General features: G+C 58.9%; 13 protein-coding genes. 7 read left to right on the forward strand and 6 right to left on the reverse strand.

The genetic code is table 11. From position 1 onward, the window contains the following. From ACR0KW_RS19770 to ACR0KW_RS19780, 3 genes are all read right to left on the reverse strand, one after another. Positions 1-563, reverse strand: a 563-nt coding sequence (locus ACR0KW_RS19770; RefSeq protein ID WP_480806519.1) for an IS6 family transposase, incomplete at its 3' end; no start/stop codon positions are given. Positions 564-768: 205 nt separating this feature from the next. Continuing rightward, complete coding sequence (locus ACR0KW_RS19775) at positions 769-1,854, reverse strand: ParB/RepB/Spo0J family partition protein (protein ID WP_480806520.1); 1,086 nt, start codon at positions 1,852-1,854, stop codon at positions 769-771. After that, complete coding sequence (locus ACR0KW_RS19780) at positions 1,847-3,232, reverse strand: AAA family ATPase (protein ID WP_480806521.1); 1,386 nt, start codon at positions 3,230-3,232, stop codon at positions 1,847-1,849. The genes ACR0KW_RS19775 and ACR0KW_RS19780 overlap by 8 nt, the downstream gene beginning before the upstream one ends. Positions 3,233-3,813: 581 nt before the next feature. On the opposite strand from ACR0KW_RS19780, the gene ACR0KW_RS19785 reads away from it, so the two are divergent. Next, entirely contained in the window at positions 3,814-5,073 is a 1,260-nt protein-coding gene (locus ACR0KW_RS19785) for a replication initiation protein (RefSeq protein WP_480806522.1), read from the forward strand. Positions 5,074-5,111: 38 nt separating this feature from the next. Here the strand turns inward: ACR0KW_RS19785 and ACR0KW_RS19790 are convergent, their stop codons facing one another. Together ACR0KW_RS19790 and ACR0KW_RS19795 are read right to left on the reverse strand one after the other, a co-directional pair. Further along, entirely contained in the window at positions 5,112-7,418 is a 2,307-nt protein-coding gene (locus tag ACR0KW_RS19790; RefSeq protein ID WP_480806523.1) for a Tex family protein, read from the reverse strand. A 99-nt stretch (positions 7,419-7,517) separates the two neighbouring features. Further along, positions 7,518-8,456: a c-type cytochrome gene (locus ACR0KW_RS19795; protein ID WP_480806524.1), complete on the reverse strand. Its 939-nt coding sequence runs from the start codon at positions 8,454-8,456 to the stop codon at positions 7,518-7,520. A 48-nt stretch (positions 8,457-8,504) separates the two neighbouring features. Between ACR0KW_RS19795 and ACR0KW_RS19800 the strand changes: the two genes are divergently transcribed. Genes ACR0KW_RS19800 through ACR0KW_RS19810 form a run of 3 tightly spaced genes read left to right on the forward strand, consistent with a single transcriptional unit; the run spans position 8,505 to position 10,958 of the window. Next, on the forward strand, positions 8,505-9,077 hold the full coding sequence (locus ACR0KW_RS19800) for an RNA polymerase sigma factor (protein WP_480806525.1): 573 nt from the start codon (positions 8,505-8,507) through the stop codon (positions 9,075-9,077). After that, on the forward strand, positions 9,074-9,820 hold the full coding sequence (locus ACR0KW_RS19805) for an anti-sigma factor (protein ID WP_480806526.1): 747 nt from the start codon (positions 9,074-9,076) through the stop codon (positions 9,818-9,820). Before ACR0KW_RS19800 ends, ACR0KW_RS19805 begins: the two co-directional genes overlap by 4 nt. 58 nt (positions 9,821-9,878) lie before the next feature. Further along, the gene (locus ACR0KW_RS19810) at positions 9,879-10,958 is read left to right on the forward strand and encodes a helix-turn-helix domain-containing protein (protein WP_480806527.1); all 1,080 of its coding nucleotides are present in this window, start codon (positions 9,879-9,881) and stop codon (positions 10,956-10,958) included. On the opposite strand, the gene ACR0KW_RS19815 is transcribed toward ACR0KW_RS19810, so the two are convergent. Next, positions 10,931-11,821, reverse strand: a complete 891-nt coding sequence (locus ACR0KW_RS19815; RefSeq protein ID WP_480806528.1) for a LysR family transcriptional regulator — start codon at positions 11,819-11,821, stop codon at positions 10,931-10,933. The two genes, ACR0KW_RS19810 and ACR0KW_RS19815, sit on opposite strands and share 28 nt — an antisense overlap. 103 nt (positions 11,822-11,924) lie before the next feature. Between ACR0KW_RS19815 and ACR0KW_RS19820 the strand changes: the two genes are divergently transcribed. The 3 genes from ACR0KW_RS19820 to fcl all read left to right on the forward strand — a co-directional run bounded on the left by ACR0KW_RS19820 (position 11,925) and on the right by fcl (position 15,117). Continuing rightward, on the forward strand, positions 11,925-12,803 hold the full coding sequence (locus ACR0KW_RS19820) for a phytanoyl-CoA dioxygenase family protein (protein WP_480806529.1): 879 nt from the start codon (positions 11,925-11,927) through the stop codon (positions 12,801-12,803). A 201-nt stretch (positions 12,804-13,004) separates the two neighbouring features. Continuing rightward, positions 13,005-14,129 carry a GDP-mannose 4,6-dehydratase gene (gmd, locus tag ACR0KW_RS19825; protein WP_480806530.1) on the forward strand — a complete coding sequence of 375 codons (1,125 nt, stop codon included), beginning with the start codon at positions 13,005-13,007 and terminating at the stop codon, positions 14,127-14,129. A gap of 10 nt (positions 14,130-14,139) precedes the next feature. After that, positions 14,140-15,117: a GDP-L-fucose synthase gene (gene fcl, locus ACR0KW_RS19830; RefSeq protein WP_480806531.1), complete on the forward strand. Its 978-nt coding sequence runs from the start codon at positions 14,140-14,142 to the stop codon at positions 15,115-15,117. Positions 15,118-15,137 lie beyond the last annotated feature (20 nt).

Consider the following 15,137-nt stretch of genomic DNA (forward strand, 5'->3'; position numbering starts at 1 on the left):
CTGCCCATTTCAGCAGTTCGCTGAGCTCGCCACCTGACGCACAAGCGGTTGCTGAAACAACTCAACGGGCTCAAATCTTTGCAACAAAACCCTTTAGCCGGGCAACCAAATCGCTTCAGGATTCTGTTCACTTCTCGAATACCGGTTGCATTAGCTCCGCTCTTATCGATGACGATTTTGTCTGGGATTCCGTTTGATGACAGCGCTTTGGCAAAGAACCTGGTTGCTGCGGGACCGTTCCTTCGCTCAGACAGCATAAAATCAAGGGTGTTCCCTGCTTTATCGACAGCCCGGTAGAGATACACCCAATTGCCGCGCACACGGATGTAAGTCTCGTCCATTCTCCAAGATTTCTGTGTTGGGCGCTTTTTCGATTGCGCGCGCGCTGCGATCATCGGTGAATACTTCACAACCCATCCATTCAATGTGGCGTGGTCGACCGATACGCCCCGTTCAGCCATGATTTCCTCAAGGTCGCGATAGGAAACAGTGTGGCGCAAATAGAAAAATACAGCGTACAAGACCACATCCTTGGGGAAGTGGCAGCCTTTCAAAGAAACCATTCTGAAACCCGCTCGCGATTGATTTGAAAGCAACAAGCACTAGGGCACGCGATTTCGTCAACTTCGACCCAACGTTTGCGACACGACCACTCCATCTACGCAGTCACCAATAGAAAACACAACAAAACTGATATGGTGTGCAAAATCTAGCCTTTTTGCTCATCACAAGTAAGCCCATAAATTCACTGGGTGATTTGGTTCAGGATCAGGTTTCGCTGCGAAACTCTCCAAGGTATTCAGCAAGCTGCCCTAGGATGACCTGTGCATCTTCGGAAGAGACATCTTTCCCCCGAATGCGAATACGCATTTCCCCGGCAGAAACCTCGGCCACAATATTGCCACCCCCGGACAGAGCGACGGGCGAAAGCCGCTGAACCTGCTGTGGACGTCCCCCGCGTGCCTTTTCCTTTGCAGGCGTGGGCGATGTCTTCAAGGCAGCTTCCAGCAGGGCCCATTCCGATTTCGGATCCAACTCCCCTACCCCAGCAAGCGCCTGTCGCAGTTTGGTCTGCGCGCCGTCCCGCAATGCCGAGGCCAGTTTCAAGCCGGACTTCTCGGACAAAGCAACGGGATGTTGCAACAGGTCACCCAACGCTTCATGCACCATTGCAAAGCTGCGAACCTTGGATCGTTTTGCCTTGGACGCCGCGGCAAACAGGACATCGACGGCGGCTTCGGTCGATTCGAACACCCCCTGCCCCGCAGCCAGCGCCGCAATGCGACCGCGTTCATAAGGGCTGATATTCGCCCGAAGCTCATTTTCTTCGACCATGGACACATAGGCGCCCTGCCCGGACCCCGCCTCGCGGATGAAGGCAGGAATATCAGCAAAACGCGAATCTGTTTCAGCAAGGCGCCGAAAGGCATTTAAACGTCGGAACCCCGAGATCAGCCCGTAGCCATCCCCATCCCGTGTCACCTCGACTGGAGTACGCAGACCGTGGACACGCAGAGACTCGAGCAGTTCTGCCATGGCCTCTTCGTCTTCGACCATCCGGTCGCGGCGAATGTAGTCCGCATCAATCTGATCCAGCGGCAACCGCTCCGCCACCAATCCCGCATCCTGAGCATCGCGCCACCGGGCGGCATCCCCCTGGTCCTGCGCCAGTGCAAGCCGATCCGTGACGGCGGTCATGCCATTCAAAGTCGCAGCTTCTGCCGCGACCTGAGCAATCGGAGGCGTCGACGACTTGGTCTCAAACGGGCTGATTGAGGGTTTCGCCGCGAAACCGGCCTCAAGTTGTTCCAGTTCCTCGGTATTCGGAGCGGTCAATCTTCTGCGTTTAGCCATCTGCTTCTCCTCCCATCTGTGCATCGCGCCACCAGCATCCAATCAGAACCTGCTTGAATTCGGCATAGGTGCGGTCAAATGTTTCCCGGCCCCTCACGTATGTGTCTCGGTTGAAATCCCTGTAGTCGGCTTCATAGATGCCGTTGACCTGCTCACCGGCCTGCCCGACCAACGCCGTATAATCTTGCCGGTACGCGTTCATGAAATCCCCGAAATAGGCCTGGATCACGTTGGCCATATCCGTCTGTTGACTGGCGTCAAACCGGGTGATGATTGCCCGGACTACATCCCACTCAAACTTGAGCTCGGGCAAACCCGCCGCTCTTTGAGCCGCGTTCTCGCCGTCCTCAATGCTTGCAAAAGTCGTGTAGAGCATGTCGAAAAACCGCCCTGTCGAGTCAAATTCAAGAAACGACGCGCCCAAGGGAACCAGCAGAATGTCGGCGGCGGCCAACGCATTAATCGTTAGGTACCCAAGTGCAGGAGGCGTATCGAGGAACACGATGTCGTAATCGCTCAGAACGCCCTCGTCATGCAGGAAATTGGTCAATCCGTCCCACAGCGGCCAACTGCGCAGACCCATGCGCCAGACCGGGATCTGAAATTCGGCCCAATAAAGGTTCAGCTGGGCGCCAATCAGATCGATGTTAGGCCAGTGCGTTTTTTGAATTACATCACGGGGCAGGGTGTTTAGCGCCTCCTGCAGGGTTTCATCCAGGGGAATTTCAGGCTGGCCCGCTGCATCCCTGACCCTGTTTTCCTCCTGTACGGCACGTGCATAATCCTTCGCAATCAGGGGAAACACCGTTTGCCATTCATCTGCAACATTCCCGCCCAGAATTGAGGTCATCGACCCCTGACTGTCCAGATCGATGACCAGTACTTTATACCCGTCCAATGCGGCAGACATGGCCAGATGCGCGGCGGTCGAGGTTTTGCCGACACCGCCTTTGAAATTGGCAACTGCTACGACTTTGGCGGGCAACCCTTCCGGCCGGTACGGCAAATATTCCTTGGTGCTGACGCCTTCGGCGGCGAAGTGCTTCCTGAGTATGAGCACTTCCTCGAGCGTGAACCATTTCGAACCGGCCTCGCCTTCTCCTTGTGGCAGGTCCGGGTTGGCCTTTAAAACCCGGCGCAGATGGGCCGGTGCCACCGGAATCAAATATTTGGTGATTTCCCAAATTGAAAAACGGCGCAGTCTTTTCTCTCCATCCGGGGCGTATCCCCGGCGGGCCAAGTCTTCGCGCCCCTTGGCACAGAATGTAGCCGCTTTTGCGAATCGAGAGGTGCCGATAGGATCGGGCAGCTTTTCCGCTGCAAGCTCGGGGTCCAAGTTCAAATAGGGCGGCAGAGGAGGTTGGGTAGATTTATTCACTGTCGATGCCTCGGATAATGTTCGCCTTACCGGCGTATATTGCCCACCATAGCGAACATTTTACGTTGACGCTATCCTTTGAACGCGGGTTTTCCACAGAATATGGTTAAGGCACTCGGTTTCGCCACGAAACTCAAGGAAAAAGGAGCACAATGACCAACAAAGAGTTTATTATTTTTAGATAGTTTAGAATCTTTGCGGCAAAAAAAACCATTTAAAACAAGATGTAATGCCAACAAAGGTACCTGAAAACAGGATCAAAGGTACCCGATTACAGTATCAAAGGTCCCCATATGCAGGACGAAAGGTTCCGGATTCCGGGAAGAAGGGAGCCGATTCGCAGGGCATTGAATTTTCAGCCAGTTTAGACCCTAAATCCGGGCTTCTCGGCAGCGCGGCTTCGCGGGCGGAGTCCATTTAGAACGCTTGCGGGTATCAGTTCTGTGGATAATTTTGAGAGATCTCACTTAAGGTACCCGGTTACGGGATTCTCTCATTCCTGTATTTGGGTACCCAAATTGATTTGATCCGTAGGTACTTTTCATGTCAGATATACCGAAAGCGAGCAGCCAGGCAGAATCATGCCGGATACACAATTGGATATGGACCAGCTTTCCGGCGCTTTGCGCCGAGAGACGGTCAAGAAAAACGTCGCCGCGATTCACATCAGCGGCAAGCTGACACTGCTGCAGCGCAAGCTGTCCAATGTCCTGTTGCTGAATGCCTATGACGCTTTGACCTCTGCGCCGACGCACACAATTGACGCACGAACCCTTGCGATGATGGTTGGCTACAATTCCAACGATTTCGACACGCTACGCGCCAGCTTGCGGGCGCTGGCCGAAACCGTCGCTGAGTGGGACATGCTGGACGAACAGGGCCGGCAGGAATGGGGAGTTTCCTCGCTGCTCAGTTTTGCCAAACTGAAGAACGGGATTTGCGAGTACGCTTATTCTCCGGCTCTGGCTCAGAAACTCTATGATCCAAAAATCTATGCGCTGATCAACGTCCAGATCCAAAGGAACTTCAGTTCGGGTCATGGTCTGGCGCTTTATGAGAATTGCTATCGCTTCGTTCGGACGGGTTCGACCGGATGGTGGGCGCTGGATGTGTTCCGCAAGCTTATGGGGGTGGATGGCAGCGACTACTACAGCAGCTTCAAACACCTGAACGCGAAGATCATCAAGCCAGCCGTTGCCGAAGTAAACAAGAGCTCAGACATTCTGATCGAGCCAGAGTTTCAGAAAAAGGGGCGGACGGTCACCGATATCCGGTTTCTGATCAAGGGAAACCCACAAAAGGCGATGTTCGAAATCGATGACAGTGATGGCGTTCGCAACCTGCAGGTCTACAAGACGCTGCGCAAACAGGGGGTGTCGGATCGGCTGGCACGTCAATGGATCGCTGAACATGGCGAGGACTACGTGCAGCAGAAGCTGGACTATGTCAGCGGACAGGGTGACGTGAAATCTACGGTCGGCTATTTGTCCGCGGCTTTGCGGGACGACTACCAGCCGCCGGAAAAAGAAGCACCGGTTGAACCCAGTCCCGAAGCCGTTGAGGCTGCGCGCGTGCGCGAGGCCGAAAAGGCGCTCGAGGATCAGGCCTATGCCGTGCGCGCTGCGGAACGGGCCGAGCGTTCGCGTAAACTGTTAATCGTCGAAGAGCTGGTTTCGCGGCGAAACCCCACACAAAGGGATGCAGATAAACGGCTGTTTCTGGCAGGGCTCGACAATGATCTGGACCGAGAGCATTTCCGCACTCATAGCTGGCGCTCGGGTCTGAACGCCAACGCCATCTTCGATTTCTGGGAAGAACTTGAGCCCGACGCATTTACCTAAGCATCGGAAGAAGGGGCCGTAAGCGGCCCCTTAGAACATCAACGGTCTTTCATCGCCGACTTGAGTGCATCCGCGAATGCGCTGTTGTGTGCATTATCGTCAGATTTTGCGCGTTGTGTTCCTTTGGCCTTTGAGTGGCCAAAGCTCTTTTTCGGCTCACGGTTGGCCCGATCCTCGCGCGCTGAGGCACCGCCATCCTTGCGCATCGTCAGGCCGATCCGTTTGCGGGGAACATCCACTTCGACCACTGTGACTTTGACAACCTGGCCGGTTTTGACCACCTCATGCGGGTCCTTGACGAACCGGTCCGCCAGTTGGCTGACATGCACCAGCCCGTCCTGATGCACGCCGATATCAACGAAGGCTCCAAAGGCGGCGACATTGGTGACAGTACCTTCCAGCACCATACCCGGTTTGAGATCGGTGATCTCTTCGACGCCATCGGTGAACGAGGCGGTAACAAAACTCGGTCTTGGATCGCGGCCGGGTTTTTCCAATTCGGCAAAGATATCCCGAACGGTCGGCAGGCCGAACGTGTCGTTGACGAATTGCTCAGCTCGCAGTCCTTTCAAAGCGCCGCAATGGCCCATGATCTGCCGGATGTCGCGTCCGCAAGCGGATACAACCCGGCGCGCCACGTCATAGGCTTCGGGGTGAACCGACGACGCGTCCAAAGGTTCCGAGCCGTCGCGTATGCGCAAAAAGCCCGCACATTGCTCATAAGCACGGGGGCCAAGACGTGCCACTTTCAGCAACTCTTTGCGTGATTGAAACGCGCCGTTCAGGTCGCGGTGCAGCACAATCGCTTCGGCCAGCCCGGGGCCCAGGCCAGAGACGTGAGAGAGCAGGGGGGCCGAGGCCGTGTTCAGATCGACGCCCACCGCGTTCACCACGTCCTCGATCACCGAGGCAAGGGATTGTGACAGGCGGTGCTGATCCACGTCATGTTGATACTGGCCGACGCCAATCGATTTAGGTTCGATCTTGACCAGTTCGGCCAGAGGGTCCTGTAGCCGTCGGGCGATGGACACGGCACCGCGCAAGGAAACGTCGAGATCGGGAAACTCGCGCGCGGCCAGTTCCGAGGCGGAATAGACCGAGGCGCCCGCTTCGGACACCACCACCTTTGTTGGGGTCTTAGCGGTTTTGGGCAACAGCTTCAGCGCGTCGGCAACCATTTTCTCAGTTTCGCGGCTGGCGGTGCCGTTGCCGATGGCGATCAGCTCGATCTTGTTGGTGGCAACCAAGTTCAGAATGGCCGCCTGCGCGCCCCGCAGATCGTTCTTGGGCTGAAACGGGTAGAGCGTATCCGTTGCGACCACCTTCCCGGTGGCGTCGACAACGGCCGCTTTGACGCCGGTGCGGATACCGGGGTCCAGACCCAAGGTTGCCCGCGCTCCGGCCGGTGCGGAAAATAGCAAGTCCTTGAGATTGCGGGAGAAAACCTGAATAGCTTCGTCCTGCGCTCGGCTGCGCAGATCCGCCATCAGCTCGACCATCATCGACAAGGACAGTTTCACCCGCCAGGTCCACCCAGCCACTTTGCGCAGCCACATATCAGCGGGGCCATCTCCGCGCGTATGTAGATGGGCCGCGACCATGGATTCAGCGCGGGCCGCGCCTGCTTCGGGTTCGGGCGCGATATCCAGCGTCACGATTCCCTCTTTCGAGGCACGTAGCATCGCCAGCGCGCGGTGCGACGGAGTTTTGGCCCAAAGCTCAGTGTGGCCGAAATAGTCGCTGAACTTCGCGCCTTCCTGTTCCTTGCCATCGATCACTTTTGAGGTCAGCAGGGCCTCGCGCTGCATGAAATCACGCAGCTCGCCCAAAAGGGTGGCGTTTTCCGTCAGCCTCTCGGTGATAATGTCCCGCGCGCCGTTCAGGGCGTCTTTGGTGGTCGGGACCGCCTCGGTCACGTAGCCCTGCGCCAGAACTTCGGGATCTGAGGACCGGTCGGCCAGAATGGCATCGGCCAATGGCTCGAGCCCGTTTTCCCGCGCGATCATCGCCTTGGTGCGGCGCTTGGGTTTGTAGGGCAGGTAGATGTCTTCCAGCTGCGCCTTGGTATCGGCTTGCGCGATGGACTTGGCCAGATCGTCGGTCAGCTTGCCCTGATCTTTGATCGAACCCAGAATAGTCTCGCGCCGGGCCTCAAGCTCTCGCAAATAGGTCAGCCGGTCGGACAGGGTCCGCAGTTGGGTATCGTCCAGCCCGCCGGTCACCTCTTTCCGGTAGCGGGCGACGAAGGGGACGGTGGCCCCTTCGTCCAGCAGTTTCACCGCTGCCCCCACCTGTTCGGGGCGGGCGTTGATCTCGGTGGCGATGGTGCGGGCGATGCGGTCCAAGGGGGCCTCCTGATAATGTCTGGAGGACCTTCTTAGCCAGCAGCGCCTGTGAGGAAAAGGGGAAGGCGGTCGCTTGGGCGAAAATGAACCGTAGGCCGATCAGCCCTGTGCTTCGGCCTGCAGATAGGCGATGACGTTGAAGATATCCTCGTCTTCATTCAGGCCTCGAAACTGCATCTTGTTGCCCGGAACGGTGGCCTTGGGATCGGCCAGGAAGGCGGTCAGGGTATCCGGGGTCCAGACGACGCCAGAGTCCTGAAGCAGGCCCGAATACCGGAACCCGTCTGCCTGACCAGCGGTGGCACCGATGATGCCGTGCAACGACGGGCCGACAGAGTGGCGATTCTGCTGCAGCTTGTGGCAGGCGCTGCACTTGCGGAACACTTTCTTGCCGGCTTTGACCTCGCCTGTAACTGCCGCAACGGTGACAGGGGCAGCGGGTGTTGCCTCGGCCTTTTTGTCGTCCATGTCGAAAACCAGACGTGCGGTTACGGGAACCGTCCGGGTGATGCCTGGTAGGCCGGCCAGTTCCATCAGCTTGTCCACCCCCGCATTCACGCCTGCGTCTTCGGTGCTGAGGAACACCATGTCATTGGTCGATACCATAACCGAGGTTTCGGATAGACAGGCCACAAATATCTCGGCATCAAACGCAACATCCGTGCCAACCAAAGACAGAACAGCTTCGGCGTCGACGGTCGTGGTTTCACCGACGTCCAAGCCCGATACTTTGTTCATATTGAACTGTGCGGTCAGGGACGCGGTTCCCGCCTTGCGGAATACGTGCTCGATCATGCGTTCGTTTCGGGTATCGATATTGGTTTCGACCGAAGACAGGTCAATCTTGATCTCGGCCCTGCCATCCGGGCTGACGTGACCGCTGAGGCCGGTGAAAGAATTGACCTCGCCCACGGCGTCTTTTTTGACCGTGCCATAGGCCAGATGCGAGCCATCAGGCGCCAGAGTCCAGCTTTCGGCAAGCACCGGGGTTGCAACAATTGCCGACGCTATCGTGACTGCCTTCAACAGAAGTTTCATTTCCTTCCTCCTCGGGTTATGTCAAATCTGAGCCCGCGGGCCCGGTCCGTGAATGACAAACACACACAGGTCGCGATTTATTCGATGAGTGGTGAAACAAGCTCGGAACAGGCCGTGCGCGGCGCGATCCAGATGCACTCGAAACGTGTCTGGCGGTTCGGGCTGGCGCTGTCCGGTGCCTCGGACGTGGCCGACGACCTGTTGCAATCCACTTGTCTGCGCGCGCTGGAACGCCATCATCAGGTGACGTCCTTTGAGCGGCTGGACAGTTGGCTGATCACAATCTGCCGCTCGATCTGGCTGAACGAGGTGCGGGCCCGCTCGGTCCGCAAGGCGCAGGCGCTGTCGGTCACGCCCGAAGCGGAACTGATTGCCGCCGGGCCAGACGCGGAAACGAATATTTTCGCCGCTGAAGTGTTTACTCAAGTGATGCAACTTCCGGAAGCGCAGCGCGAGACGGTCATGCTTGTGTTCGTCGAGGGCTATAGCTACCGCGAGGCTGCGGCTTTACTGGAGGTGCCGATTGGAACGATCATGAGCCGGCTGTCCAACGCCCGGCAGAAACTGAAAACCGTGATGCAGCATGAGGCGGCAGACGCCGTTCGACGGAGTGGCAAATGAAGTTTTCCGACGAGACGCTGATAGCGTATCTGGAAGGCAAACTGGACGAGGCCGAAGCCCGCGCCATCGAGAGCGCGGTTGAGGCCGACCCCGAGCTGGAACAGCGCCTGATGGTGCTGGACCCGTTTGCGCCTGTGATGCAGGCGGTGTTCGAGCGTGTCCCCGCCGAAACGCCTTCGGTGGATCTGCCCGAGCACGCGCCTGTTGCACCCGTCCGGCCTGCAAGCGGCGGGTTGCGATTGTTGGCGGTTGCGGCCTCGGTCGCGGTTGTGGCCGTATCCGCTACCTACTGGGCTATGCGTCCGAAACCTTTGGGCTGGGCCGCGCAGGCGGCAATTTATCAGTCGCTCTATACGCCGGACACGATCGCGTCGCTTGATAGCTCTTCCCACACGCTGGACGCGCAGTTTGCTTTGGCCGAGGAACAGCTGGGGCGGTCGCTGAACCGCGCGGCGCTTGAGGCGCTGCCGGGCGGAGAACTGAAACGCGCGCAGATCCTGTCCTTCAAGGGCAAGCCGCTGGTTCAGGTCGTGTTTGCCGACGAACAGGGTCAGCCTTTTGCCTTTTGTGTGATCCGGCAGGGCGAAGGCGCGCCGACAAGGGAACTGAAAGAGGCGGTTCTCAGCGGGTTGGCCACGGCAACCTGGGCGCAGGATGGGTATGGATACATGCTGATCGGCGCCAAGGATCAGACCGATCTGGCCGGGCAGCTGGACATCCTGACCACAAGTTTCCCGGGCTGAGGGCGCGTGGCGCAAAAACGCCTTGTGAACTGCGGCAATTCCCCGAAATATACCGGATATGACGACAAAACCTGTCATACCTGATCCGGATGAGGACGCCGACGCGGTTGGTCCTCCCAGTATCTATGACGCGGACCCGCCCGAAGATGACGATCTGTGGTTTCTGCCGCCCGAGGATGAAGAGGCGGTCGAGGATTATTTGATCCCCGGTCCCAAGGTGGATCGCCGATTGTTGTTCGATCCGCGGGATTGGCGCGCGGCACAGGCCGAGCTGTCCTATGAACTGGCCGATCTCGCTGCGATCTTCGGTGCGTTGGACGAACGATTGCGCGCAGGGCCCGATGGGTGGACCCATCGGTTGGCTCTGATGGATGTGTCCGATCTGGGCTGGTGGACCGGCGACCGGATCAGTGTGGATCGACTGGCGCTGTGGACGGGTCTGCGCATCGGTGCAACCGGAGACGACGTTCAGGCGCTGTTCCGCGCAGGTTGGGCGGTGCGGCGGCTAACTGCCGGTCCCGGCCCCGCAGAGGGCGGGTGGGAGACCGGACTGACCGCGTTTCTGGACCGGATGGCGCAGGGGATCGAAGACATCCCCGAGGCGGTGGCCGATCTGGCCGAAGTGATGCGCAACTCGGAAGGTTTGCACCCGGTCACGCAGGCCGCAATGGCCTTTCACGCCTGGCGCGCGCTGTCGCAAGGCATTGGTCAGGATACCGAGGCCGCAATCATCGCGGCCCGTCATGCGGCCACCATGGGGCGGGGTGGGGCGATGTTCATGCCGCTGGCCCTGTCAGGCCCGGGCGCGTTGCGCGGGGCAGGGGAGGTGGACGAAAAGCTCTCGGCTTGGGTTCGGGGGGCAGGGCAGGCGGCGTTGGCCGCGTTGATGCATCTGGACCGGGTCAGTGCCTGGGACCAGCGCGCGCGCGAGGCCACCAGCGGGCTTAGCGGGCGGACACCACCCCTGTTGATTGATGTTCTGACCGCATGGCCCATGGTTTCGGCGCCGCTGGCCGAAGAACTGACCAAAGCCTCACGCGCGGCGGTGCAGCGCAATATTGACCGATTTTCCCGACGCGGCCTGATCCGTGAGGTGACGGGGCAGGGGCGTTACCGCGTCTGGACTGCGGCGCTGTAATCCAGCAGCCAGTCGCGAAACGCACGCGCAGGTGGGCGCAATGCGGCGCGCGACGGATAGACCAGATGATAGGCCTCCTGCCCGGCAACCTGAATGTCCGGCAGGCAGGGGACAAGGCCGGACAGTTGCATGATACGATCCGAGGCAGGCGCGCGGGCCAGCGCAATGCCACCGCCGCTGGCCGAAAGCTCGGCCGCCATCAGTGAATTGTCTGCAAAGAAAAACCGAGCCTGACCGGCGGGCAGACGCAGGGTTTCGAACAGGTGCAGCCAGCTTGCGCGATGGGTCGAGACCTCGATCAGCGGGAACTGAAACAGGTCCTGCGGGCTTTGGATCTGCGCTGCAATCTCGGGCGGGGCCATCGGGTACAGGGTTTCATGCAAAAGCCTGTCGCTGTCAGCCCCGTAGAGCGCCGGGTTGCCGAAGACGATCTGCAAATCGGTGAACTGGTTGGCAAAGTCCGACACCAGATTTCCAGTGGTCAGGGACAGGTTGATCTGAGGATGCGCTGTTTGAAAATCCGACAAGCCACCGGCAATGACGCCATGCGCGAACAACAGGACGGACTGTACAAATAACCGCTGTGCCCGGGTTTCGCCAAATAGCCCTGTAGTGGCGGTTTCCAGCATCAGCAGAGATTGCTGAACCGATGGCAGATAGGCCCGTCCCGCCTCGGTCAGGGTCACCGCATGGGCGTGGCGGTGAAACAACGGCGTGCCCAGCCGTGTCTCCAACGCCTTGACCTGTTGGCTGACGGCTGCTGCCGACATGTTCAACTGAGTGGCAGCGCGGGCAAAGCTTTCGGTGCGGGCCGCGGCCTCGAACACGCGCAGCCAATTAAGAGAGGGGATGCGGGACGACATGAACAAAGGCTAAGCTGAACTTATCCTCACGGGCAAGAGGTTGCGCGCTGGCCCGATTGGTTTGTGCCCTATCCTTCGGCGACACGCATCCAAGAGGTACGACATGCCGCAAACCGCCCCAAAGTCTGAAACCGCGCTGACTGCAGCCCAATCCGCACAGTATTGGGAAGACGGGTTTCTTTTTCCGCTGACGGTTTTCTCAGCCCAGGAAACCGCTGAGATTCGCGCTGAGCTGGAACAGCTTGAACAGGATTGGCTGGCTGCGGATTTGCCCCTGCCGCTGAACACCTACAAGCGTGTAAACGCGCATCTGGTGATACCGCTGGCGGCCCGGATCGCGCTGGACCCCAGGGTGTTGGACGCGGTTGAGGGCGTTCTGGGCCCGGATATCATGGTCTGGTCGGCCGAGTTTTTTATCAAAGAGGCACATACCGATCACACCGTGGGTATGCATCAGGACCTGACTTATTGGGGTATGGGTGAAACGCCGGATCAGGTCACCGCCTGGATTGCGCTGTCCCCTGCCACGGTCGCAAGCGGCTGCATGGATTTTGTGCAGGGCAGCCACAAGAACCCGATCCTGCCGCATAACGATACCTATTCCGAAACCAACCTGCTGTCGCGCGGTCAGGAGGTTGCTGTCGATGTGGCCGAGGAGGACAAGACCCATATCGAACTGGCGCCGGGGCAGATGTCCTTGCACCACGGGCTGACAATTCACGGCTCGGGTCCGAACCGGTCCGAGGATCGCAGGATCGGTCTGGCCATCCGGTATCTGAACCCCAACGCAAAGCAGCTGGTTGCGGATCGTGACTATGCCATGTTGGCGCGTGGACAGGACGGGCAGTCCAACTTCGTGCATGTCGAGCCGCCAAGCAACCTGTTCTCGGAGCGGGCGTTGGCCCTTTACGAACAGGTGCGCAGGGATCAGAGCAAAGCGCTGGCGGATGGGGCCAAAAGCGCGGTTCCATTGTACGGGTAGGCTGACCACAGCAGACAGTGTTAGGCGCTGGCTTCGCCGCCTGTCGCAAAACCTCTGTTATCATTCGATTTCCCTGACCGGCGTGCAGGCAGGAACCTGCCGCCGGTTTTCGCAGCGATTTCCCGCCTTGGGTTGCATTCCGCGACTTCTTGCTGTTTCTGAGGCGTCAAAGATGCACACAGTATTCCGTGGGAAAAAACGATGACAAAAAAGGCGTTGATTACCGGTATTACCGGACAGGACGGGTCCTATCTGGCCGAATTCTTGCTGGAAAAAGGCTATGAAGTTCATGGGATTAAGCGCCGCGCGTCCTCGTTCAACACGCAGCGGATCGACCATATCTATCAGGACCCGCATGTTCCCAACCCGAAACTGCACCTGCATTACGGTGACCTCAGCGACACGTCGAACCTGACGCGAATCATTCAGGAAGTGCAGCCGGACGAGGTTTACAACCTCGGCGCGCAGTCCCATGTCGCGGTCAGTTTTGAATCTCCGGAATATACTGCCGATGTCGATGCTATCGGCACGCTGCGCCTGCTTGAAGCGATCCGGTTCCTTGGGCTCGAGAAGAAAACACGGTTCTACCAGGCCTCGACCTCGGAGCTGTATGGTCTGGTGCAGGAAATCCCGCAGCGCGAGACGACGCCGTTCCACCCGCGCTCGCCCTATGCGGTGGCCAAGCTGTATTCCTACTGGATCACGGTGAACTACCGTGAGGCTTATGGCATGTATGCCTGCAACGGCATCCTGTTCAACCACGAGAGCCCGCGTCGTGGCGAAACCTTCGTGACCCGCAAGATCACCCGCGGTCTGGCGAATATCGCGCAAGGTCTGGAAAACTGCCTGTATATGGGCAACATCGACAGCCTGCGCGATTGGGGCCACGCGAAAGACTATGTGCGGATGCAATGGCTGATGCTGCAACAGGACAACCCCGAAGATTTCGTGATCGCGACCGGCGTTCAGTACTCGGTCCGTCAGTTCATCGAATGGTCGGCGGCTGAGTTGGGCATCACGCTGGAGTTCACGGGCGAGGGCGTGGATGAGATTGCAACGGTCAAATCGATCGAGGGCGACAACGCACCGGCCCTGAAGCCGGGCGACGTGATCATGCGCATCGACCCGCAATATTTCCGCCCGGCCGAGGTGGAAACGCTGCTGGGCGATCCGTCGAATGCCAAGACCAAGCTGGGCTGGGAGCCCGAGCTGACCGTTCAGGAAATGTGCGCCGAGATGGTTGTCGAGGACCTCAAGACCGCGAAACGTCATGCGCTGTTGAAAGAGCATGGCTATGAGTTGCCGGTAAGTCTGGAAAACGGCTGAGGAGGGCGCCATGCGCAAGATCTACGTAGCAGGCCACCGCGGCATGGTTGGTGGCGCAATCCTGCGCCGTTTGCAGGATCGTAGGGCCGCAGGCGAAGCGCTTGAGCTGATCACCCGCACCCATTCCGAGCTGGACCTGACCGATCAGGCCGCCGTGCGCGACTTCATGCAGGCGGAACGCCCGGATGTCGTGATCCTGGCCGCGGCCAAGGTGGGCGGTATTCACGCCAACAACACGTTTCCGGCGGATTTTATCTACGACAACCTGATGATCGAATGTAACGTGATCCATCAGGCCTTTGCCGCCGGGGTGAAGCATCTGCTGCAGCTGGGAAGTTCCTGCATCTACCCACGCGCTGTACCGCAGCCGATGCGCGAAGATGCGTTGCTGACCGGTGTGCTTGAGCCGACCAACGAGCCCTATGCGGTGGCCAAGATCGCCGGGATCAAACTGTGTGAAAGCTACAACCGGCAGCACGGTGTCGATTACCGCTCGGTCATGCCGACCAACCTCTATGGGCCGGGTGACAATTTCCACCCGGAAAACAGCCATGTGCTGCCTGCCCTGATCCGTCGCTTCCACGAGGCGCAGCGGGATGGGTTGGATGAGGTGGTGATCTGGGGCACCGGCAAGCCCCGCCGCGAATTCCTCCATGTTGACGATATGGCCGAGGCGTCTCTGTTTGTGCTCGACCTGCCGCGCGACGTTTACGAGGCGAACACCCAGCCGATGTTGAGCCATATCAACGTCGGCTGTGGTGAGGACGTCTCGATCGCGGAACTGGCAGCCTTGGTGGCGAAAACCACCGGGTTCACCGGCAAGATCACGCAGGATGTCAGTAAACCGGACGGCACTATGCGCAAGCTGATGGATGTGTCTCGCCTGGCTGATATGGGCTGGCGCGCGCGTGTCGGGCTCGAAGACGGGATTCGCGAAACCTATGCCTGGTTCCTGGATCAGGCGGACGCGGATCTGCGCGCCAAGTAAAAGCCCGGGCGTGGGCCCGG

This window comes from Ruegeria sp. CG11, from assembly GCF_056537245.1.

Bases quoted from the DNA above. Each gene is read 5' to 3' on its own strand.
- ACR0KW_RS19820 (WP_480806529.1), top strand. From the start codon at position 11,925: ATGCCGCAAACCGCCCCAAAGTCTGAAACCGCGCTGACTGCAGCCCAA.
- ACR0KW_RS19810 (WP_480806527.1), top strand. From the start codon at position 9,879: ATGACGACAAAACCTGTCATACCTGATCCGGATGAGGACGCCGACGCG.
- gmd (WP_480806530.1), top strand. From the start codon at position 13,005: ATGACAAAAAAGGCGTTGATTACCGGTATTACCGGACAGGACGGGTCC.
- ACR0KW_RS19775 (WP_480806520.1), bottom strand. From the start codon at position 1,854: ATGGCTAAACGCAGAAGATTGACCGCTCCGAATACCGAGGAACTGGAA.
- ACR0KW_RS19815 (WP_480806528.1), bottom strand. From the start codon at position 11,821: ATGTCGTCCCGCATCCCCTCTCTTAATTGGCTGCGCGTGTTCGAGGCC.
- fcl (WP_480806531.1), top strand. From the start codon at position 14,140: ATGCGCAAGATCTACGTAGCAGGCCACCGCGGCATGGTTGGTGGCGCA.
- ACR0KW_RS19805 (WP_480806526.1), top strand. From the start codon at position 9,074: ATGAAGTTTTCCGACGAGACGCTGATAGCGTATCTGGAAGGCAAACTG.
- ACR0KW_RS19785 (WP_480806522.1), top strand. From the start codon at position 3,814: ATGCCGGATACACAATTGGATATGGACCAGCTTTCCGGCGCTTTGCGC.
- ACR0KW_RS19795 (WP_480806524.1), bottom strand. From the start codon at position 8,456: ATGAAACTTCTGTTGAAGGCAGTCACGATAGCGTCGGCAATTGTTGCA.